A 20,340-nucleotide genomic window follows, 5' to 3' on the forward strand; every position below is an offset into this window, starting at 1 on the left:
TCCATACACCGCCGGGAGTCGCATCGCTTACGGTTAAACTGCTGCCTGCACAAACTTGTCCGCCTTTGGTATCAATGGGTTGTACAGTCGGTAAGGGATTCACAGTGATGGGTGCACTTACACTGGTGCTACAGCCACTGCCATTGGTAACGGTATACGTAATGGTAGTAGTGCCTGCGGCAATGGCGGTGATTTTCCCACTGTTATCAATCGTAGCAACACTTGTATTGCTGCTGCTCCATACACCACCGGGAGTCGCATCGCTTACGGTTAAACTGCTGCCTGCACAAACTTGTCCGCCTTTGGTATCAATGGGTTGTACAGTCGGTAAGGGATTCACGGTAACGGTAACGGATTGACTGGCAATCCCACATTTGTTTTGAAGGGTATAGGTAATGGTAGTAGTACCCGGCTGGAGTATGGTTACCGCGCCGGTGATACTATCAATGGTTGCCACTTGTGTATTACTACTCATCCAAACACCACCTACGGAAGTTGTATTGACGGTTAAAGTATTTCCCATACAAACCGCATTTGCAGATGCTTGAATAGGATTGACTACCGGCTTAGCCTGAACCAATATATTTCTTGTTACAGTTTGTCCGCATGCATTCGTATAACTTAAAGTGGTTGTTCCTGCAGCAATTGCAGTTACAATGCCTGCCTGACTAACAGTGGCTACTCCTGTATTAGATGAACTCCAGGTTCCGCCGGGTACCGGATTTACAAATGTTGCAGTAGAGCCGGCACAAAGTGTATCTGCCCCACCACTAATGGGCATAGTAGAACGGATATATAAAATCTGTGTGCTACTGCAGGTAATACCATTTACGGTATAGGCTACCGTAACCGTATCAACAGAATTATTATCAAATTTAATTTGTGGATAACGACTGGTATTGGAAGTGCCGGCTAAAAATTTCGCACCGCCACCGGTTACTGTCCATAAATAGGTTCCGGAACTACTTCCATAAATGGGCATATTGGGGGCATCACTAAATTTAATAGTGCCATTGTTACAATCGGCGACTGCCGGGGGCATTTGCACACTGTTTACGGTAAATGATTTATTTACACTATTACTGCAACCAAACTGGTTGGTCATGGTGTAAGTAATGGTGGTACTGCCAGCACTAATGGCAGTTACTTTCCCGGTATTATCAACAGTTGCCACAGCGGTATTACTACTGATCCAGTTACCGCCTTTTGTGGTGGTAGTTAATTGAACAGTAGTACCTGCACATGTTCCGGAATCACCTGTAATAGGAGCAATAACTGGCAAAGGGTTAACGGTAACATTGGTTTGTGCAGTATTACTGCACCCATAGTTATCGGTAAGTGTTAGCAGATAACTACCACTTGCTGCAGTGGTAACATTGGCAATAGAGGGATTCGCTAAGGTTGAGGTAAATCCATTCGGACCATTCCACCAATATGAGTAAGTATTAGAATTATTATTTTTTGATTTATCATTGTCATCGTTGTCATTGTTATTCTTTTTACTATTATTTACAAAATTGTTATTCCCATTAACTGTTGAAGAAAGAAAAAGTGTATTCCCGGCACACAAAGGGCTATTGGACTGAACACTTACTATAGGAATGGGATGAACAGATAATTGTATACTATTGGAAGCTGTAATACAAGATGCACTATTTAAACTGGCTGCATTAGGGCCAACCAATACCCTATATAAACCACCATCTGATAATTGCACATTATTAATGGTAAGACTGTTGGTATTTACCGGCACACCAATATTATTCCAGGTAGTACCATTATCCGTACTCTTTTGCCATTGATAAGCAGGTGCTGTGAAAGGATTGTTGACCAATGAAGCCACTATATTGGCTGTACTACCCACACAAACCGAATTAGCTGTTGTAATATTGGCCGTTACATTGGGGGTACAGGCAGTAAACAAAATATCATCCAATGCCAAATCATTACCACATTGTGCACCGCCTCCATAATAATCCACCATTTCTAAAACCAACGTATTCATTCCAGCAGGTAATGCAAACTGAAAGCCGTATTGGTTCCAGTTTAACGGACCGGCTGTGGGAGACAAGGGCAAATTACCGGTTGTTACGGTACCTAAAATATTCCCATTCAAATCCTTTACATTAAAAATTACCCTGGCATAAACCAGTCCTGATCCACAAACTGTTTGCGTATTTGGAGAATTAACGTTGGCTAACCAGGCAGAAAAGTTAAAAACAGAGCCATCACATAAGTTGCTGACGGTATCTCTGAAATAAATGGAATTATTACCTCCGGCATTCACTAAAAACATATTACCATTGGTATTACCGGTGTGGTCGCCCCCCTTTGCCCAGTCGCTTTTATTGGCATTTTGTACAAATGGAGTAATAATATAATTTCCATCGGTACCTACATTTCCATAAGTATAATTGGTTGAACCGGGGGCAGCTTTTGAAGTAGCAGTTGGAGAACTTGCAGTTCCAAAATCCTGAATAAACACAGGCTTTAAAGCTGCGCTGTTGCATAAGCCACTGGTTTGTGATTGTACCTGGGTAAATCCTGCAAGTGTGGCAAATACCCATAGCATTATGCGTGTGGTATTCTTCATAGAAAATTGGAATTGCAACACTAATATACAACCGTCTTTTAACGAAAGTTTATCATTTCTATATTTTAATCAAAGTGTATGTAAATGGCTACAAGTCATGTAAATATTGTACTACAAGTTTCAGTCTGCGTTTTATTTTATTTATTTGCAGAACCGGAAATCATCAAACCAAACCACATGTGGTACTCATTAGGTAAGTTTATTATTAAGTATAGAATTGTATTGTTATTTGTATTGTTGTTAGTAATTGGCTTTATGGGCTGGCAGGCTTCAAAAGTGCAGTTGAGTTATGATTTTACCAAAGCCATTCCCACCAATAACCAAAAGTATAAGGAATATGAAGCATTTTTAAAAACTTTTGGCAGTGATGGTGGTGTAATGGTGATTGGTATACAAGACAGTGCTTTTTATACCCCAAAACTTTTTAATGCAGCAACCAACTTAGGCAAAGCATTAAAAACCATTCCGGCAGTACAAAATGTTTTGAGCGTTCCCGACGCCTTTAATCTTGTAAAAGACAGTGTCACGGAAGCCTTAGTTCCAAAAAAAATATTTCATTATCCTTATACCACACAAGATGCCTTAACAAAGGATGAAAACCAATTCAACAATCTGCCATTTTATCGCAATCTGTTGTATAATCCGGAAACCCATGCTTATTTAATGGCCGTTACGCTGAATAATGATTCCGTTAACAGCAAGGCCCGCACGTTTTTAATTCAGCGCATACAGAATAAGGTAGATGCCTTTCAACAACAAACCGGTATTGCAACACATTTAAGTGGATTACCATATATTAGAACCATCATCAGCAACCGCATTAAACAGGAGATGAACTGGTTTATTTATGGTTCATTTTTGCTTTCTGCCATTACATTATTCCTGTTCTTCCGCTCATTGAGCACAACTATTATGAGTTTACTGGTAGTTGGCTTCGGGGTGATTACTACACTCGGCACCATGGTTTTAATAGGTTATAAAATCACCTTATTAACAGCTTTAATCCCTTCTTTAATTGTTGTAATTGGCATACCCAATTGTATTTACTTTCTTAATAAATACCATTTGGCCTTTAGAGATACAGGCGATAAGGAAAAGGCACTGATTCAAATGGTTGGCCGTATGGGCATTGTTACCCTATTCTGCAATCTGGCTGCCGCCATTGGATTTGCTGTTTTTGCGCTTACCAAAAGTCAGTTGTTGAAAGAGTTTGGCGTGGTTTCCGGTATTAATATCATGGCCTTGTTCTTTATTTCTTTGGTTTTCATTCCTATTATACTCAGTTTTTTACCCGCACCACAAGCCAAACATGTGCGCTATTTAGATAATAAAATTTTAGAAAAAATATTGGTAGGAATTGAACGTTGGGCGCTTTACCATTCCCGTTGGGTATATGCCGTAACCATTGCAGTTACTTTGTTTGCCATTGCAGGCATCTTCCGGTTAAAAAGTGAAAGTTATATTGTGGATGACCTTCCTAAAAAAGATAAAATATACACCGACCTGAAATGGTTTGAAAATAATTTTAAAGGTATTATGCCCTTGGAAATTATTGTAGATACCAAAAAGAAAATGGGTTTAGTCCGCTCTACCCGGCCATTGCAAAAAATAGATGCATTCTCGCAGTACATTGCCCAAAACCCGGCCACCGCCAAGCCACTGTCTATTGTGCAGGGATTGAAATTTGCCAAGCAGGCTTATTTTGATGGCGATAGCGCCAGTTATACCGTTCCTTATGAAAGTGATATGATTTTTTTGGCTCCTTATTTAAGGGCAAAGACTGATACCCATAACAAAACCGGTTTCAGTAAACTGATGAACAGTTTTATGGATTCCGAAAAAGAGAAAGCAAGGATTAGTGTGAATATGAAAGATGTAGGCAGTATTGCATTACAACAACTCATTCACCAATTCCAACAAAAGGCGGATCAAATTTTTGATACGACCAATTATACCATCACTTTTACAGGCAGCAGTGTTACTTTTTTAGAAGGCTCCAGCTTTATTATCAATGGTTTAAAAGACAGTATTTTCTGGGCATTTTTATTAATAGCCCTTGCCATGTTTATCCTCTTTAAATCCTTGCGCATTTTAATCTGCTCTTTAATTCCCAATCTCATTCCATTGGTCATTACAGCCGGACTAATGGGGTGGCTGAATATTACCATCAAACCCTCTACCGTTTTGGTTTTCAGTGTAGCATTGGGCATTGTAATTGATGTTACCATTCGCTTTTTGGTGAATTTTAAACAAGAGTTACCCCATTATAATTTTCAGGTAAAACAAACCATTGTACAAACCATTCGATACACCGGTGTAAGTATTATTTATACCTCGCTGGTATTAATTGCAGGCTTTGTAATTTTTTGTTTCAGCAATTTTGGCGGCACGCAGGTATTGGGCTGGTTAACTTCCTTTACATTGGTAATGGGTACCCTTACCAATTTAATTTTATTGCCGGTACTTTTAATTAGTGTGGCAAAAAAAGACCAGAAAAAGAAGGAAGTAAATCCTTGCTAAGAAAATATTTTTCGCCCATTACAAGATTTAAAGTATAGTGTAATCATCAGTTGAATCAATTATTGCATAAGATTGGTTCAATAAAATGCATCCCGAAATGGATGAAACAGCACATGTATTGAAAATGAAATTTTCACTAAAGTATTTTATACTTTTTGGAGATTATACATTGAGAAGGGTGACAGGTAATGAATATTACTTACAAAACAATTTTTATTACACTAAATAAAATACAGAAATTTATACCACCATACAGTTGCCACGCATTACCCACAAACATTTGTAAAATGCATGACCATCACCATCACTCGCATCACCATTCCAATACCATCAGTAACCTGAATAGGGCTTTTAGGATTGGCATTGTTTTGAATACCTTATTTGTAATAGTGGAAGCAGTCAGCGGTTTCTATTATCACTCTATGGCATTGCTGTCGGATGCCGGACATAACCTGAGTGATGTAGCCGGTTTGTTTTTGGCCATGCTGGCCTATCGATTAGCGCAATCGAAACCCACAGCAACCTTTACGTATGGATATCGGAAATCTACGGTATTGGTATCGCTCATCAATGCCGTTATATTATTGATTGCAGTGGCAACTATTATTTGGCAAAGCATTACCCGTTTTAAAACCCCTGAAATTATTAATGGAGAAAATATGGCATTGGTGGCAGGCATTGGTATTGTGATCAATGCAACTACTGCACTGTTATTTTTAAAAGGAAAAGAAACAGACTTGAACATTAAAGGGGCTTATTTGCACATGGCTGCAGATGCTTTGGTTTCATTGGGTGTGGTCATTGCAGGTATATTGATTCAATATACTGGTTGGTATTGGCTCGATGCAGCTATTGGTATTGTGATTGCCATTGTTGTTTTATTCAGTACTATTAATTTATTGAAAGACAGTTTCAATTTATCGATCGATGCAGTACCCAAAGGCATTCATTTGGCCAATGTTCAAAAAACAATAGAATCCGTTCCCGGCGTTTTAAGTGTACATCACTTACATGTATGGGCCATCAGTACTACCTACAATGCATTAACGGCACATATTGTAGTGGCAGATTCTGCCAGCATTGCTACCATCACCACTATAAAAGAAGCCATCCGGCACGAACTGGAACATGCAAATATTCAACACAGCACATTGGAATTTGAAATGGATTGTGAAAATTGTAAAGAAGAAATTTAAAAAATAAAAAACAAATACCATGGAAGCACATTATTATCAGGTAGATGTGAACTGGAATTCAGAACGCAAAGGTATCATGTGTTCACCCGAACTAAACAAAGAAGCCGGCAGTTGTATTGAAGTGGCTACCCCACCCGATTTCCCAAAAGGCATGCCCGGCATTTGGTCGCCTGAACATTTGTTTACGGCAGCCGTAAGCAGTTGCTTAATGACTACTTTCTTGGCCATCGCTGAAAATTCAAAATTAACCTATACAGGTTTCAGTTGCCGGTCAAAAGGAAAATTAGAACAGGTAGATGGTAAATTTATGATGAGTGAAGTGGTATTAGAACCCACAGTAACCATTACCGATGAAAAAGACCGGGAAAGAGCAGAAAGGGTACTTCAAAAATCAGAGGCTGCTTGTTTAATTTCTAATTCCGTGAAATCAAAAATTACCATGATGCCTACTATCCTTGTTCAAGCCACAAATGCATAAATTTTGTTGCCACGAATGCACGAATATTTATTCACCCCACCATTCGTGTGCATTAGCATAATTCGTGGCTACCCCCTAATATATGTGGTAATAAAAGCTACATAGCAAAGAAGTAACCTATCAACTGGCAGGCAATGCCCAATAACAAGCCGGCATATACTTCCTGTGTGGTATGGTCGCTAACAATTAAGCGACTGGTGGCTACCATTCCGGTGAGTAAGGCTGTAATGCTGATGGCCAAACCCATGGGCGTTTGGTAAAAAAAAGAAAGTAATATCATGGCGGCTAATAAACTTCCCATGGCAATACCATGCAAACTAATTTTAATGAAATTATTAATCACCAATCCGATAGAGGTAGAAATGAAAATGCCAAAATAAAAATACTGTAACGCTTCCGGCTGGTTGGTCATGTTTTTACTGAGGTAATACATCCACCAGTAAAAAAACATGGTAATCATATACGGTGCAATACGCTCTTTTGCAGTTCGCAAATAAATACTGGATGCGAATTTTAATTTATACAATAAAAACACAGCAAATGCCGGGAAGAAAGCTGTCATCCAAAATACACTAAACACTTTTAGCTTTAACTGATATACTGTTATATCGGTAAATAAAAATGGAAAGCGATATACCAAATACAGAAAAAAGTAGGTAGGTATAAACAAGGGATGGAATAAATAAGATAAAACTTTAGCCGGAAATACCAGCCATAAACTTTTTACCGGAGTACTTAATTTTTCCTGAATATTTTCTGCTATCATATTATAATTATAATTGTTTACGCAAACGGGCTACCGGTACGTTTAATTGTTCCCGATATTTAGCAACGGTACGCCTGGCAATATTATAACCTTTCTGGTTCAGCAGATCAGTTAATTGTTCATCGCTCAGTGGTTTGCGCTTGTCTTCTCCTTCAATCAAATCACTCAATATCTTTTTCACTTCACGGGTACTTACTTCTTCACCGCTATCGGTACTTAAACTTTCACTGAAAAAATATTTCAACCGGTAGGTGCCAAATTCTGTTTGCACAAATTTACTGTTGGCTACCCTGCTAACAGTGGATATATCGAGGCCGGTTTTCTCAGCTATATCTTTTAAAATCATGGGCTTTAAATTGGTTTCATCGCCCGTTAAAAAAAAATCTTTCTGGTGGTTCATAATTGCTTCCATGGTTACCGCCAGGGTTTGCTGCCTTTGTTTAATCATGTCAATAAACCATTTGGCCGCATCTATTTTTTGTTTAATAAACAATATCGCTTCTTTTTGGCGCTTATCTTTTTTACTACCACGTTCATATTCCCGCATCATTTCGCGGTAGGTATCACTAATGCGTAAATCCGGTGCATTTTTATTGTTCAGGCTCAGCTCTAACCTGCCTGCATTGTTAAAAATAAAAAAGTCGGGAATAATATAACTGTCAACCTTATTCATTTCACCGGCATCGCCGCCGGGTTTAGGGTTTAATTTAATAATCTGCTGTATCACTTCTTTCAATGCTTCATCAGTTAAATTCATCCCCCGCTGAATTTTTTCGTAATGCTTTTTGGTAAACTCATCAAAATATTTTTTTAAAATTTCAATGGCTAACGTAACCGACTTGCCGTCATTCTTTTTTCTTTCCAATTGCAACAGCAAACACTCCTGTAAATCGCGGGCTGCCACACCGGGCGGATCAAATTGCTGTATTTTTTTAATCAGTTCTTCCACTTCTTTTTCAGTAGTTGTAATGTTTTGCCTGAAAGCCAAATCATCTACTATTGACGAAAGTTCACGCCGCAAATAGCCATCGTCATCCAAACTGCCAATAATTTGTTCGGCAATCTTATAATCTTTTTCATCTAAATGCAGCAACCCTAATTGCTGTACCAATAATTCATAAAAACTGGTTTCACTTTTAATGGGTATTACTTTGCCATCATCCATTTCAGGATAGTTTTCATCCTTCATTTTATAGTCGGCAATTTCACCATCTTCATCCGCCACATATTCACTCAAATCCAAATTTTCATATTCATCCTCACTCCCGTCTTTTTCAAAATCTTCTTCATTGCTGCTGTCAAACTCATCCTCCAGTTCCGGTTCCATCCCTTCTTCATGTTCATTTTCTTCCATTTCAAGCGCAGGATTTTCTTCTAACTCTTCTTTAATCCTGTCTTCCAAATAGGCTGTAGGCACCTGCAACAATTTCATCAACTGAATTTGCTGGGGCGATAATTTTTGTAATAATTTTTGATGTAAACCCTGACTTAATGCCATAATCTTTTTTTCTTCCTCTAATAATTTTTATTTTATGTTACCGGCGCCTGCACTACTATTTTACACCGGTTGCGTTGCACACTACAAAGTTCTGTTCGCTATTCGGCTCAACAGAAATTGCAGCATCCACAATAACGCTGTAAATTTACGAACAATGCACCCATCATGGCTACGAAACTATCCGGTTTAATAATCAATTTTTTAATAACCAATTTCATGTTATTTGGCAGCATACATATATGTGCACAAGCACCTGCAACCCTTACCACAACTACATATACAGACAGTACGGCTACAACAATACCCTTCCGCCTTCAGCCCAATAACTATACCCGGCATTTGCCTTTTTTTTGCCGTGAAGAATGGAAATTTGAGCAAAAAACAAAATTACCCCTCAAGTTTCGTTTAGGCAGTGTACCCTATGTAGATCGATTAGAAGGCAAACTTCATTAATCCATTCCAAGGTTAAAATTGAATGCGAATATGATTGGCTTTCGCTTGTTTTTCTATTTCTGTTTTGATAGATTGAATAATCGGCACATCAAAACCCGGCTGCAAATCAATCGTAGCAACTTCGCCTAATGTAGGCTGTAGGGTTATTTTATTGGCTTCTATTTGAATGGTCTGTAAGTTTTGCCAGTTTATTTTTTCAGGAGCCGCAAAGAATGGGTAATTCCACGCAATGCCATTTGCATCTACTGTAATAAAATAACGTGGCGTTTTAGTACTTCGTAAGCGTAATATACAGTATGCAATCAATAGTAGTGCATACAGCATAGTAAAGAGGCTGCTTTTTTGACGGCTGTTTACATATACCGCTAACTGAAATGCTAAAAAACCAATATTCAGTACAATAATGGCATACAATAATTTACGTTGCCAGCCGGGCATTACACTGCCTTTAAATGGAAATTGGGGCATATTGATAATTTAAGCATTCACCTGATGTTGTTGTAAAACCTTTTCAATAGCCGCTACCATTTTCTGCCCTTTTTCGGCAATTTGTTCGGGTGTCCATAACATGCTGATAGCAGTAGAAATACAACGGCCCATCACGGCATCGCTGGCAGAAAAATCCTGCATTTTGATGTGTTGCAATGCCTTTTGTTGTGCTTCATTCAGTGGATTTAATGCAGCTACATTTTTTAAATGATGCCATTTGCGTACATAATGCCAGTTATTATCGAACCAGTAAAAATTACCGGCCAATATGCCTTGGGTTTTCATTTCGGCTACCACGGCCTTGGTAATGGCTTCCGTAGGTAAAAACCAACTGAGGAAAGAGCAGCTATCGCCCGAAGGATCAGGCACCTGCCTAAACTGAATGGCAGTTACTTTTTCTAAAATGCTTTTTAATTGTGCGTGGTTACTGCGTTGTATAGCTAAGAAGCGCGATAATTTTTTGATCTGCGCTAAGCCAACGGCAGCATGCAATTCACTAATGCGGAAATTATAACCTAAGTAAGGATGTTCATCGGCACCACGGTCTACCCCTTTATGATCATGCCCATGATCGGTATAACCGTCGCATTTTTCATAAATGGTAGCATCATTGGTCATTACCACACCACCTTCAGCACAGGTAATTGTTTTTACAAAATCGAACGAAAAAGTACCTGCATGGCCAATGGTACCTAAGGCTTTACCTTTATAAGTACCACCAATGCTTTGGCAGGCATCTTCCAATAAAATGAGTTGGTGTTTTTTACAAATTTGTTGTAATGCTTCTAAATCGGCCATACTGCCGCACATGTGCACGGGCATTACACATTTGGTTGCCGGGGTAATAGCGGCTTCTACTGCTTGCGGGTTTAGGGTAAGGGTTTCATCCACATCTACCAACACCGGAATGGCGCCTACACTCAATACCGCTTCAAAACTGGCCACAAAAGTAAAAGCGGGCATAATTACCTCATCGCCTGCCCCTATACCCAATGCTGCCATGGCGGTAGTTAAGGCTGCAGTACCACTGCTGGTTAATTGTGCATAACCGCATTCAAAGGTTTGGGTAATGGCTGTTTCCAACTCCTTTGCTTTCCAAATTCCTTTTCTCGGGCCATCAAATCCATACCGCATCAGGATACCTGTTTCCAGTACCTCATTCACTTCTTTTCTTTCTTCTTCCCCAAATAATTCAAAACCGGGCATATACAAATTTTTAAAGATGAGTCAATTGTTGGGGGCAAAGGTAGAAAAATATTGCGGGATGGAATATTTTGTAGAAAAGAGGCCTTTCTGCAATATCAAAAGCTTAACATTTTATGCGAAGACAAAAGATTCCTTTCCTTAATACAATAACAAAAGAACAACCATCCTAAAGAGCAATAACTCAGTATGTTGATCTGTTTTATAGATATTTTTGGTGAACAAGGTGTGTAGTAAAATATAATCCTTAATGAAGAAAACAGTACACTATCCCTTAAGTGTTCATTTCTATCCTTAAACCGTTTCCACCTCACCTGCAGAATAAATAATTGACTATTCTAAAAAAAATTACTATTTTAACAACTCTCCTCAATTTGGCAATACACTATTTACAGGCACAAACAACACTGCATCTGCCACTGTAATCCCATCAGACATTTTGGTAGAAATTTCTACATATCCATTTTTCCCGTGCGACAATACATAAGTTCCCAATGCTACCCATTCTCCCGAAGTCTGGCCTTCTACTTGTATATCAGATGCTTTCACAATTATTTCTTTTTTTGTTTTACCATCAAAAACAACAATAGACGTTTTTGATGTTGCCTTAGACAATTTTGGGAAATAAGCATATACATTATATTTCCCATTTTTAATAATGTATGGAGTAAATTGCACTGATTTTATTGAGCTGCTTTTTCCATCATCTGTAAACATAGAAGCACCATAACAGTCATTTCGTTGTGTTGCCCAATTTCCGTTTACGGTTACATGTGCTATATCATCATTATCTATCAAAATCTCAGGAGTACTATTATTTGCCAAGGGATTGGTTATAAGAATTTGCTGCAATTTTTTTACATCAATTTGTTGAACAAATTTTTTACTTTCAATAGCCAACACAGCAGCAACAGCAGCAGATTGACCTAAAACCATAAACACTGGCTCCATTCGGATAGAGCCATAAGCAATATGAGTGGCCGACAAACAAACCGGCACCAATAGATTTTTACATTCATTAGATTTGGGAATAATAGAACGATAAGATATTGGGTAAGGGCCAAAGCCACCAATCTGTACATCTCCTTCATTTTTAACCATGCCATTTACAACAATCCGTTCGCAATTGTGCGAGTCCATAGTGTATGCAGCCATTCCAATACCATCACTAACTACTTCTTTAGCTTCGCAATTGGCTTGTGTCATTACATATTCGCCTATCATTCGTCTTGATTCACGTACATACATTTGCGGCGACCAGTTTCCATTGTCGGTATATTCATCTTTGGGGTACCCCCATTGCAACATCAACTTTCTTAAATATTCAGGCATTCGTTTATCGCGCCCAATAAAGTACAGCAAGCCCTTTACATATTCTTCATGCAGTTGCCGGATATTTCTCCGTGTTGCAAAATCGGCTTCAGGGTAGTTGTAATTCATGCCAATCATATCGGTTGAGAAAGGGCCGTTATTATTAATGTCTGTTTTATTGTTCGGTATAATGTCGAACTTCAGAAATGATCCTAAATCTTTTGCAGGTTTTTTCTCAAGATAACGAAGTAGTAATTCATATCGTGATGAGTCATAATTATGTGGCCTAGTTATTTCAAGAAGGTTAGTTGGATTATTAGTAAGGCAAACCCTGAAAGTATAGGACTGTATTTTTTTATCGCCACTGCCCTGAGGCTGCAAAGGCTCGCTGCTTATTCCCCACAACAATCCACTGAAAGGATTACCGGGCACTTTATAGGGATCCACCCCATTAGGAAACTGGTGCTTATCTCTTAACTGCACACCATTGTAGGTTTCGTGAAACAAATTATTTGCTTCCCGCCCTATAAAATAAGATACACCAGCCTTTGCCATAAGGTCACCTTCGTACGAACAATCAATAAACATTTTTGCTTTGACGATATGATAAGACGTGTTGCCAGGTTTATCTGAATTTTCAATAATTATCTGTTTAATCAACCCATCCTCTTTTTTTACAAATACTAAACGATGCTGATATAGCACTTTCACATTAGCTGCTTTGATGTAACCGAGAAAAGTTTGCTCTGCTACATGTGGCTCAAAAACCCATTGTTCAAATTTCCCATAATGCTGTCCAATGCGACGATAAAAATCCCTTGATAAGCCGGTGATAGCATATTTATTTCCAATATCGGTATATCCTAATCCACCGGATGTTAATCCACCTAAATGTTTTCCCGGTTCAATCAGCAAAACTGATTTACCTAATTTCTTTGCTGTGTAGGCTGCTATCACCCCGCCGGAAGTTCCTCCATAGACACACACATCTACCTTTGTTACCAACTGGGCTGTTGCAGTTTTACACACAAAGGAGGCAGAAAGCAATAATAAAAAAAAATGCCGTTGAATAAGCCAATGATTCATGATAATAATTTTTTGAGATAAGAAGGATAGTTATGATCGCCTTTGTCACCTAAGGTAATGCTGTCACCAAAGCATACAATTTTTTTTCGGGGAAACGGATGATTAATAATGCTCTCATATACCGCCAACCCTACAACACGGTAGCCATCGGGTGTGGGATGAAGGCCATCCGTAGTGTTACTATTGGCTTCATTTTTTATTAAGCTGGATTTAAAAATTCTGCAATCTTTGCTTTTTTAAAAAGTTTGTTTGATGCAGCTTACAACAAACGAATATATTATATCAATAATAGTATGCAGTTTTTTCTAAAATCAGAGGCATTTATTTTATGATATTTAGTTATAATATACATTAACTGACTATCATTACTTTAATCAGGCATTAATATTCCTTTTGAAACTACAAAAAAGAAAATTTTGTTTGGTATGAAAGGGTGTAATGTGGTCTTCTGTGATACAACGAATTTTATCGAAGCCATTTTGAAGTTCAGCGGTTAACGCTGCTTCGCTGTATTGTTTAATTGGCAGGCCACTACATTTTTCCGGACCCTTATCAGAGAAAGTACCAATTGTCATATAACCTGACACTGAAGTTCTTGCTGTTTCTAAATATCTGGCAACCTGCTCAGCGGTCGTTAAAAAATGAAAAGTTGCTCTGTCGTGCCATATATCAAAAGTTGTATCCGGCTTAAATGCAGTAATATCGCTCACTACCCAATTAATTTTTTGCGCCTTATCGCCCAAACGTTTCTTTGCTTTTTCAAGTGCCTGAGCAGATATATCCAATACCGTAATATTTTCAAAACCTTCTTCTAACAAATAATCTACCAAATTACTGTCGCCACCGCCAATATCAATCATTTTTGCCGTTTTAGGCACACCAAACGAATGTATAAAATCAAGTGATGTTTTGGGCACTTCCTGTGTCCAGCTAACCTCATGAGGTTGCTTTGTTTGGTATACTGTATCCCAGTGTTTTTGAATAGATTGTTCCATACTGCAAACTTTAGGATATTAATTTACACGTTTTGTGAGAAAAGTTACAGATAAAACTTGTAAATACAAGTAGCACCAACAGCATCCGAATAGAGGGCTTGTGTCATTGCTTTTTATACAAACAACCGCTTCTAAAGTACTATCATCCTGAACTTATATTGTTATACCATTATCACCATTCCCTGTTCATTCCTATTAGGGGCAGGTGCACTTTCATATATAGTAGTTGCAATGGCTTCAGGTTTTGTCCATGTAGAAAAATCGGCATCCGGCATATCTGCCCTATTTTGAGGTGTATCTATAATGTTGGGTACAATTACAGAAACTAATACATCCGTTCCTTTTGCTTCAGCCTGCATTATTTCGGCCAACCGAAACAACAATGATTTAGATAAACCATAAGCCGTAACATCCTTTGCTTGGGTTGTATTTAACCCTGCTTTTGAACCTATAAAAAAAAGATGTCCGTGTTTTTGCTGCATCATTTGTAAAAAAACAGGCCTTGCCATATTATATGCAGTTTCAAAATTTAACTGCATCTGTTGCTGAATAGCTTTTATATCGGTGGTTGCAATAGTACCCATTGCAAAACCACCTGTTGTTAGTACCGCCACATCAATACTGCTATTGCTTTGTGCAATATGCTGTACGCTTTCGCTACAAGCGGCTTCATTCAATAAATCTAATTCCATTGGTGTAATATTCGGCTGAAGTGTGGCATCGTTTCCGCGTATTTTGTGTACGAATGCATACACATTGTAAGCATTTGCGGCAAATTGTTGAACCACTGCTTTTCCCAAATTACCCGCAGCACCGGTTACCAACACTGTTTTAGATGGCATAACTTTTTCCTTTCAAATATAGGTATAGTTTTGTTGCAATGGTTTCATTTAAGTTGAGAATATTGCGAAAATGCAACATGAATGTCCATTCTTATTTAATATAATATTTTTTTGTAGTTTGTTTGTAAGCTCCTCCAAAAATAGTACGTTTTATAAGTAGACAAAAAATGTATAACTTTAAAACGTTTAATAATAAAAAAAAGTACATTCAGGCCCCCCAACCAATTGCCAGTATTTTAAAAGAGTTCAATCAAGGCAAATCAGCAGAAAAAATCAACCGTGAGCACGGGGTTCGTAATGCCCACAATATCGAATTTAAATACATACAACCCGGTAAACCTACCCAGAATACCTATGTTGAATGGTTTAATACAACATACCGGACCTGTATTTTAGATGCTTATTGGTTTGATACAATTGATGAAGTAAGAGAACTAACCCAGGTATGGGTTCACGATTACAATACTACAGGGCCTCATGATGCGCCGGGTGGCATGTAGCCAACAATGTATAGAGAAAAAAATCAACCATCTATTGGGCTTCGCTTCACTACGCCCAATAGATTGCACTAACACAATTGACATGAAAAATTATGCTACTTTTGAACTGTACTAAAAATGGGGGCCTACACAAGCTCTCCGCTTGCTTTGTACTCCATAACAACACCCCGACAAATCCATTGATAATCTAATTGCCCGGTTCCGTACAACAGAGGCGTTCATGTCTTGCCCTTCGGGCAACACGAACGCCTAGTTATTGTGGGCAGTGGTCATTTCAACGGCTTTGTTTCCATTTTTTTGATTAACCAGCCTTGTTCGGTAGCCCAAATCCAATTCGCTTTATATTCACCTTTAACCGTTACAGTGTCATTGTCAGGAGTTATTACAACTTGTCGATATTTACCAATTTGAATACTTGAATTACCAACTATTGTTATGGAATCTGTGGTTGAAGATTGGCTTAAGACTTTATAATTTTTAAAAGTCGCCAAAAAATTCCTGATGGAGTCCCGGCCATGCGCCATTTGTCCCAAATCTCCATCCTTGGCGTATAACATTGCGATGGAATCTTCGTTCATCTTCTGGATAAGTTGGTCATACTTTTGCATGGATAGTTCAATCTCTTTTCTGTCGTGCAATTTGGTGCCGCAAGATGAAAACAGGAATAAAGTCAATGCAAATTGTCCCAGTTTGGCAAATTTTAGATTTAACATGGTCACAATATTTTCAGTTTTTAATTTTGGTTGAGATGCCATTGCCCACAGCGGACAGGGCTCTATGCAGTGCCGGTATTCATTGAATGTTCAGCACGGTACCACTGCCGATTTGAAAAACTGAAGTTGAAGTTAACAACAAAAAGCTAAATAGAAATTCGTCAGCCGGATATTAGCTGATAGCGATATGCAGCTCATTGTTACTACGTCTGCCAGCATAGCATAAAACCCCCTGTTATGTGTTCTCCCTTCGTCTCGGTACTTCAAACTTTTTGTCTGTGTCCGCCGTGGCAGGGTGTGTCCCGGAAGCTTGGGAACAAGGCAGGCTACTTTGCAAGGTTAGGTTTTGTGTGTCTGCTTTGTGTACCTTGCAAAATGTGCCTGACTTGGTGCGTTGGCGATTCACTCATCCCAAAAAGCAATGATGTTTATCTTCTTCAACAAGTTTAGTAAATTCTTGTAAATTATTCACAGTTGGCTTTGGTGAATAGCTATGCCATTTCAAGTCTGCTCTCATCCAAAACACTTTCCAGTTATTTTTAGCTTTTACAAATGTTGTCTTTGCAAACGGATGTTCAAGAATTATCTCTGGCTTATTCCATTGTGGTCTGATTTCAAAAATAATGATGCTCTGGTCTTCAATTTTATATCCAATATCCAATTGGTTTCTTAAATGTTCTGGCGGTCTTTTCCTTGAAATGAAATTTTCCATCACTTCAATAACATCTAATGTCTGTAAAATGTCAATTGCCATATTTAATTAATTAAATTTTGTGTAAGCTCCCTCAAAAATAGTACGTTTTATAAGTAGACAAAAAATGTAACTTTAAAACGTTTAATGATGAAAAAAAGTACATTCAGGCCCCAAACAATTGCCAGTATTTTAAAAGAGTATAATCAAGGCCAATCAGCATAAAAAAACAACCGTGAACACGGAGTTAGTAATGCCCATAATATCGAATTTAAATACATACAACCCGGTAAACCCACCCAGAATGCCTATGTAGAACGGTTTAATAAAACATACCGGACCTGTATTTTAGATGCTTATTGGTTTGATACAATTGATGAAGTAAGAGAACTAACCCAGGTATGGGTTCACGATTACAATACTACACGGCCGCATGATGCGCCGGGTGGCATGTCGCCAAAAAAGTATAGAGAAAAAAATCAACCATCTATTGGGCTTCGCTTCACTACGCCCAATAGATTGCACTAACACAATTGACATGAAAAATTATGCTACTTTTGAACTGTACTAAAAATGGGGAGCCTACACACCTTCTGATTTAGCGATTCGCAAGTCCAATAAAGGGTCATAACCATTTTGAGTAAAGGACAAGGTTGAAACGCTTGGAAAAAGTTGTCCTAAATTAGTCGCTTTTGAAAGTCTTTTAGCTAATGCTTCCAATTTTCATTTGATATGCACTTCAATAATCTTGCTTGTGTCAATTCCTAAAATGTCAACCACTTTAACCATCACTTTATATTTGCCTGCTTGCTTGTATTCATACGTAATGCTAGTAAATTCAAGGTTAGGATTTTTCTTGGTGCGGAAACTTTGCCACTCATTTTCAAACAGGTAATTGCCTGTCCATTGTTCTTCGGTTTCGCCAGAATCGTTTTTGATTTTTATGATTTCCTTTTTGTCTTCGTAGTTGAAGTCAATTGCCCAATAGTCAATCCAGTCGTGCCAGTCTTTGGTTAGAATGGTTTTGGTGATGATTCCGTTTTTATCTTTTTCTACTTTGATAATCTGGCCATCTTCAATCACCACTTGACTACCAGCACGCATACTTTGTTGCAGCTCTTCAATGTCATCTTGTGTATAGTGCGTTACAAAATCCGTAAGTTCTATTGTGATAGATTTTCCTTTAATTTTTTCTTTGGTGTTTAAATAGGCCACATCAAAGAATTTTACTTGTCCTTTCTCAACGGCTCTCTTGTCAAACACATCTTTGGGAATGTATTTCAAGGTAATGGAAACGCCTTTTTCTTTGAGTTCCTGAATGAACTGGGGTGTTAAGCCCATTTCAAACTCAAAGCCCAACACATCTACCTGGGTATAAAGATTTTTGCGGCATTCTTGAAAAATATCAATCAATCTGCTTTGTGTAACCGGAACATCCAAGGGCCCAACGTGTACAAACCTACCCGCTTTTTGACCGTGCAGGGTGCTATGACCGGCAATTCGTTTGGCTTTGTAGGCTTCCAAAATCAAATCCACATACAAATCTTCTTTGGCTTTGCGTTTGCCGTTGGTAAGGTCGTCCATAAAAAACTGCCTTTCATACTTGCCAAGGTTGAGAATTTCAAATGCCCTGAAATCTTTACCACTTGCCTGTAATTCGCGCTGCACACCAATTAAACGCTTACGTGCCGTATGAATGGAAAAACGACCTAAATCTGTGGTAATCCATTTTCTGCCTAATTTTTCTGCTACAGCAGCGGTAGTTCCACTGCCACAAAAAAAGTCGGCTACCAAATCTCCTTCGTTGCTGCTAGCTTTGATAATGCGTTCTAGAAGGGCTTCGGGTTTTTGGGTGGCATAGCCTGTTCTTATTTCTGACTGAGAATTTTCATGGGATATGTCAGACCAAACATCATCCATGTAATATCCATCAGCTTCATCTAGAAAGTGTTTAATTCTAAGTTTCCCATTTCCTGTGATATAAATTCTTTCTTCTTTTCTTAAACGCTCTATAGTTTCTTCTGTAGTTGCGGTTCCAATCTTTTCATCCTTGAAGAATCTTCCTTTTTCGTCTACTTTGTTAAAACGCTCTCTAAGATATTCCTTGGTATATGGTATTTTCTGCGGATTATAATTAACCTTATCTGATTTTGAAAAATAAAGAATATCGTCATGACTTCTGCCAAGGCTTGTTTGTCCTTTAAATCCAGAAGGTGTCATACTACGCCAGATTATGTGACCACGAAAGTTATCTTCTCCAAAGACATCCATTAAAATCAATCTGAGAAAACCCACTACCCGCCAATCACAATGCACATAAATACTGCCATCTTCCGCCAATAGGTTATGCATCAGTTTAAGTCTTTCATACATCATTGACAAGTATGATGAAATGCCTTTACCCCAAGTATCCCTGTAGGCAATTTCTTCAATAATACTTTGTTTCTTTTCTGCTTTTTCGCCATTGATTTCGATATTAAAACCAAAGTCAGCACCTACGGCAAAAGGTGGGTCAATGTAAATGAGTTTTAATCCTCCTTCTTTTTCTATTTCCTCCCGCATAGGGCCATTGGCCAATGAAGAAAGTATCAATTTGTTGTCGCCCCAAATCAGTTTGTTGGTCCAGCCTTTGAGTTGACGGCCACGGGTGTCAAACAGTTCAAACATGTCGCCTTGCTTTTTTGCTTCTTTGCGTGGCTCGTCAATGTGTTCGATGCTGTGAAAAGGCAATGCAATATTGGTTACTTCTTCTTTTCTTCCGTTCCAGAACAAGAAAACATCTTCTTCATCAGCAAAAAGTTTGTAAATGAATTCCTTTGGCAATTTTTCACCTGCCTTTATCAGTTCAATGATTCGGTTTTTATCCGTATCGTTCAAATTCATGTGTTTGCTTTTTTGGTTTATTTATGCGCCATTATAGACTTTTTGCTGTTTATTTCACCTGCATCGGCCTATAATAACTGTTTGATTTTCAATTATTTGTTTATTTATGCGCCATTTTTTTAA

Annotated in this window: 15 protein-coding genes and 2 pseudogenes; 6 read left to right on the top strand and 11 right to left on the bottom strand. The window is 38.3% G+C overall.

What is annotated here, in order from left to right:
- The coding region (locus tag A0F92_RS00320; RefSeq protein WP_167516653.1) for an Ig-like domain-containing protein at positions 1–2,593 on the bottom strand (2,593 nt) is incomplete at its 3' end.
- A gap of 177 nt (positions 2,594–2,770) precedes the next feature.
- Here A0F92_RS00320 and A0F92_RS00325 point away from each other — a divergent pair.
- The 3 genes from A0F92_RS00325 (at position 2,771) to A0F92_RS00335 (ending at position 6,787) form a co-directional block, all read left to right on the top strand.
- Entirely contained in the window at positions 2,771–5,113 is a 2,343-nt protein-coding gene (locus tag A0F92_RS00325; RefSeq protein ID WP_068240567.1) for an efflux RND transporter permease subunit, read from the top strand.
- Positions 5,114–5,400: 287 nt separating this feature from the next.
- Positions 5,401–6,309: a cation diffusion facilitator family transporter gene (locus A0F92_RS00330; protein ID WP_068240467.1), complete on the top strand. Its 909-nt coding sequence runs from the start codon at positions 5,401–5,403 to the stop codon at positions 6,307–6,309.
- Positions 6,310–6,328: 19 nt separating this feature from the next.
- Positions 6,329–6,787 carry an OsmC family protein gene (locus tag A0F92_RS00335; RefSeq protein WP_068240469.1) on the top strand — a complete coding sequence of 153 codons (459 nt, stop codon included), beginning with the start codon at positions 6,329–6,331 and terminating at the stop codon, positions 6,785–6,787.
- A 97-nt stretch (positions 6,788–6,884) separates the two neighbouring features.
- On the opposite strand, the gene A0F92_RS00340 is transcribed toward A0F92_RS00335, so the two are convergent.
- Positions 6,885–7,553, bottom strand: a complete 669-nt coding sequence (locus A0F92_RS00340) for a hypothetical protein (RefSeq protein WP_068240471.1) — start codon at positions 7,551–7,553, stop codon at positions 6,885–6,887.
- 7 nt (positions 7,554–7,560) lie between these two features.
- Complete coding sequence (rpoN, locus tag A0F92_RS00345) at positions 7,561–9,051, bottom strand: RNA polymerase factor sigma-54 (protein ID WP_068240473.1); 1,491 nt, start codon at positions 9,049–9,051, stop codon at positions 7,561–7,563.
- A 165-nt stretch (positions 9,052–9,216) separates the two neighbouring features.
- Between rpoN and A0F92_RS00350 the strand changes: the two genes are divergently transcribed.
- A complete protein-coding gene (locus A0F92_RS00350; RefSeq protein ID WP_068240475.1) occupies positions 9,217–9,504 on the top strand; it encodes a hypothetical protein in 288 nt (95 codons plus the stop codon).
- Between the two features lie 12 nt (positions 9,505–9,516).
- Here A0F92_RS00350 and A0F92_RS00355 read toward each other — a convergent pair whose 3' ends face one another.
- The 5 genes from A0F92_RS00355 to A0F92_RS00375 form a co-directional block, all read right to left on the bottom strand.
- Positions 9,517–9,972 carry a hypothetical protein gene (locus A0F92_RS00355; protein ID WP_068240477.1) on the bottom strand — a complete coding sequence of 152 codons (456 nt, stop codon included), beginning with the start codon at positions 9,970–9,972 and terminating at the stop codon, positions 9,517–9,519.
- A 9-nt stretch (positions 9,973–9,981) separates the two neighbouring features.
- Complete coding sequence (locus A0F92_RS00360) at positions 9,982–11,199, bottom strand: DegT/DnrJ/EryC1/StrS family aminotransferase (protein WP_068240479.1); 1,218 nt, start codon at positions 11,197–11,199, stop codon at positions 9,982–9,984.
- A gap of 366 nt (positions 11,200–11,565) precedes the next feature.
- On the bottom strand, positions 11,566–13,593 hold the full coding sequence (locus tag A0F92_RS00365; RefSeq protein WP_068240481.1) for an FAD-dependent oxidoreductase: 2,028 nt from the start codon (positions 13,591–13,593) through the stop codon (positions 11,566–11,568).
- A 374-nt stretch (positions 13,594–13,967) separates the two neighbouring features.
- A complete protein-coding gene (locus A0F92_RS00370; protein ID WP_068240483.1) occupies positions 13,968–14,588 on the bottom strand; it encodes a class I SAM-dependent methyltransferase in 621 nt (206 codons plus the stop codon).
- A 161-nt stretch (positions 14,589–14,749) separates the two neighbouring features.
- Positions 14,750–15,430, bottom strand: coding sequence for an SDR family NAD(P)-dependent oxidoreductase (locus A0F92_RS00375; protein WP_068240485.1), 681 nt, complete (start codon positions 15,428–15,430; stop codon positions 14,750–14,752).
- A 302-nt stretch (positions 15,431–15,732) separates the two neighbouring features.
- Here A0F92_RS00375 and A0F92_RS15990 point away from each other — a divergent pair.
- Positions 15,733–15,921 (top strand): annotated as a pseudogene (locus A0F92_RS15990) (integrase core domain-containing protein); the annotation flags it as partial.
- Between the two features lie 278 nt (positions 15,922–16,199).
- Here the strand turns inward: A0F92_RS15990 and A0F92_RS00385 are convergent.
- Both A0F92_RS00385 and A0F92_RS00390 read right to left on the bottom strand, forming a co-directional pair.
- Positions 16,200–16,685, bottom strand: coding sequence for a nuclear transport factor 2 family protein (locus A0F92_RS00385; RefSeq protein ID WP_068240489.1), 486 nt, complete (start codon positions 16,683–16,685; stop codon positions 16,200–16,202).
- 364 nt (positions 16,686–17,049) lie between these two features.
- Positions 17,050–17,397 carry a DUF3024 domain-containing protein gene (locus A0F92_RS00390; RefSeq protein WP_068240492.1) on the bottom strand — a complete coding sequence of 116 codons (348 nt, stop codon included), beginning with the start codon at positions 17,395–17,397 and terminating at the stop codon, positions 17,050–17,052.
- A gap of 186 nt (positions 17,398–17,583) precedes the next feature.
- Here A0F92_RS00390 and A0F92_RS15380 point away from each other — a divergent pair.
- A pseudogene (locus tag A0F92_RS15380) lies at positions 17,584–17,862 on the top strand (integrase core domain-containing protein); the annotation flags it as partial.
- Positions 17,863–18,057: 195 nt separating this feature from the next.
- Here the strand turns inward: A0F92_RS15380 and A0F92_RS00395 are convergent.
- The gene (locus A0F92_RS00395; protein WP_068240494.1) at positions 18,058–20,217 is read right to left on the bottom strand and encodes a site-specific DNA-methyltransferase; all 2,160 of its coding nucleotides are present in this window, start codon (positions 20,215–20,217) and stop codon (positions 18,058–18,060) included.
- Positions 20,218–20,340 lie beyond the last annotated feature (123 nt).

Origin of the sequence: Hydrotalea flava, assembly GCF_001623405.1 — a bacterium.
Taxonomy (GTDB): domain Bacteria; phylum Bacteroidota; class Bacteroidia; order Chitinophagales; family Chitinophagaceae; genus Hydrotalea; species Hydrotalea flava.

Coding starts and splice junctions, on each gene's coding strand:
- A0F92_RS00325 (WP_068240567.1), top strand. CDS start 2,771: ATGTGGTACTCATTAGGTAAGTTTATTATTAAGTATAGAATTGTATTG.
- A0F92_RS00330 (WP_068240467.1), top strand. CDS start 5,401: ATGCATGACCATCACCATCACTCGCATCACCATTCCAATACCATCAGT.
- A0F92_RS00335 (WP_068240469.1), top strand. CDS start 6,329: ATGGAAGCACATTATTATCAGGTAGATGTGAACTGGAATTCAGAACGC.
- A0F92_RS00340 (WP_068240471.1), bottom strand. CDS start 7,553: ATGATAGCAGAAAATATTCAGGAAAAATTAAGTACTCCGGTAAAAAGT.
- rpoN (WP_068240473.1), bottom strand. CDS start 9,051: ATGGCATTAAGTCAGGGTTTACATCAAAAATTATTACAAAAATTATCG.
- A0F92_RS00350 (WP_068240475.1), top strand. CDS start 9,217: ATGGCTACGAAACTATCCGGTTTAATAATCAATTTTTTAATAACCAAT.
- A0F92_RS00355 (WP_068240477.1), bottom strand. CDS start 9,972: ATGCCCCAATTTCCATTTAAAGGCAGTGTAATGCCCGGCTGGCAACGT.
- A0F92_RS00360 (WP_068240479.1), bottom strand. CDS start 11,199: ATGCCCGGTTTTGAATTATTTGGGGAAGAAGAAAGAAAAGAAGTGAAT.
- A0F92_RS00365 (WP_068240481.1), bottom strand. CDS start 13,593: ATGAATCATTGGCTTATTCAACGGCATTTTTTTTTATTATTGCTTTCT.
- A0F92_RS00370 (WP_068240483.1), bottom strand. CDS start 14,588: ATGGAACAATCTATTCAAAAACACTGGGATACAGTATACCAAACAAAG.
- A0F92_RS00375 (WP_068240485.1), bottom strand. CDS start 15,430: ATGCCATCTAAAACAGTGTTGGTAACCGGTGCTGCGGGTAATTTGGGA.
- A0F92_RS00385 (WP_068240489.1), bottom strand. CDS start 16,685: ATGGCATCTCAACCAAAATTAAAAACTGAAAATATTGTGACCATGTTA.
- A0F92_RS00390 (WP_068240492.1), bottom strand. CDS start 17,397: ATGGCAATTGACATTTTACAGACATTAGATGTTATTGAAGTGATGGAA.
- A0F92_RS00395 (WP_068240494.1), bottom strand. CDS start 20,217: ATGAATTTGAACGATACGGATAAAAACCGAATCATTGAACTGATAAAG.